Raw genomic sequence first — 1,468 nt, 5'->3', positions numbered from 1 at the left:
ATCAATGTGACCTGCGTTGTGTCCATGCGGCCTAACGGTTTGGGCTATGGGCAGTGGCGGTTTGCGTGAGCCTTTCCTGTCAAACCGAGAAAACGCTCGGGCGGGCTACCGACTTTGCAAATTGCACTTCAACCCGCCATTGCCTATGAGCCAGTGTTAGCGGTAGTTTTTTATTTATTCAAATAGTAATCCCACGTTATTTTTGCAATGTCTGAAATAATCTTTTCATTAATTTCCGAAGTTTCTTTGGACTCTGCAACAAATACGCTTATAAAAATTAATTGTCCATTCGGTAAAGTAATTACCCCAACATCATTAGTGGCTGCTGCAATTCCATTATTTATTCCGGAAGTCCCTGTTTTATGAGCAACAATTGTATTCTTTGGTAATTGTCCTTTTAATCGGTTACTTCCTGTTGTTGTTTCTCTCATAATTTTCCAAATAAAATCATAACTTTTTTTAGAAAGTAATTGGTTCTTATTATTATAAGTATCTATTAACAGTTTGTTCATCGCTGTTGGGGTTGCCCAATTTTGATATTGGGTATTCCAATCCTTGTGCATTTGTTCTTCGTTTGCTTTGATTGAAATATCAGTGAAATGATTAGCATTCAAGAATTTTTGAACAGAATCAGTTCCTCCGATTAATTTTAGCAAAATATCACAACCAATATTGTCGCTCTCTGATACTGTATAATTTAGTATTTGTTCAATCGTCAAAGTTGTTCCATTAGGGAATTCCTCTTTAATCGGACTCCACATTTTAGGCAAAAGGTCTTGAGGGGTAATCTCTATTTTTTGTTCAAAAGAAAGATTCCCTTTATCTATCTCAGACAAAACGGCTAAAGCAATCGGAAATTTCATAACGCTTTGCATCGGGAAATGGAAGTCGTTATTAATCTTCAAAGTATCCTTCTCATTGCTGTTGAATATTGCTACTCCTATTCTGGCATTTTTTGCCTTTAAAACATTCTCAATTTTCAAAGTTAAGTTGTCAGTTTGAGCATTTGAATACGCAATTGTAAAAAATAAACTTAACAATACTAATAATATCCTTTTTACGATTTTCATATGTCTGTACTCCTATCTGGTTAAATTACCGCTAACACCTGAATTAAGCCGCGCCGCGAAGCGGCGTCGGCTTGAATGAGTTGTTAGGCAACACCGCGCTTTCTCTCGAAGGCTTGTCGTGTTTGAACCATGTAAACCGCCGGCCCGTCAGGCGTGGTGATGATCTTCTCCCGCACGAATCCTGCCTTCTCATAGCAGCGTATGGCTCGATGGTTGTTCGGAGTCGGGTCGGTCTGAATCTTCGTCACGGTGGGGTCCGAGAACAGTAGTTCAACGAGAGCGCGGACAAGCCTTGTTCCTAGGCCTTTGTTCAACTGTGTCGGGTCAGCCAGAGGCTGGTCTATTCCTCGCGCTCCTGGGTCGGTTTCATCTTCCCGCCAGCCACCGCCGCCTCCGAG

Annotated in this window: 2 protein-coding genes; both read right to left on the bottom strand. The window is 40.9% G+C overall.

Features of this window, described 5'->3' with window-relative positions:
• Positions 1-170 precede the first annotated feature (170 nt).
• The gene (locus tag R8N46_RS24670; protein ID WP_065825678.1) at positions 171-1,070 is read right to left on the bottom strand and encodes an extended-spectrum class A beta-lactamase VEB-18; all 900 of its coding nucleotides are present in this window, start codon (positions 1,068-1,070) and stop codon (positions 171-173) included.
• A gap of 83 nt (positions 1,071-1,153) precedes the next feature.
• A partial coding sequence (locus tag R8N46_RS24665; protein WP_318189706.1) for a GNAT family N-acetyltransferase occupies positions 1,154-1,468 on the bottom strand: 315 nt, incomplete at its 5' end.

Origin of the sequence: Vibrio sp. 1874 (assembly GCF_033344395.1) — a bacterium.
Lineage (GTDB): Bacteria > Pseudomonadota > Gammaproteobacteria > Enterobacterales > Vibrionaceae > Vibrio > Vibrio alginolyticus.
The sequence above is the reverse complement of the archived record's forward strand: the minus strand, read 5'-3'. Positions and strand labels throughout refer to the sequence as shown.

Bases quoted from the DNA above. Each gene is read 5' to 3' on its own strand.
- R8N46_RS24670 (WP_065825678.1), bottom strand. From the start codon at position 1,070: ATGAAAATCGTAAAAAGGATATTATTAGTATTGTTAAGTTTATTTTTT.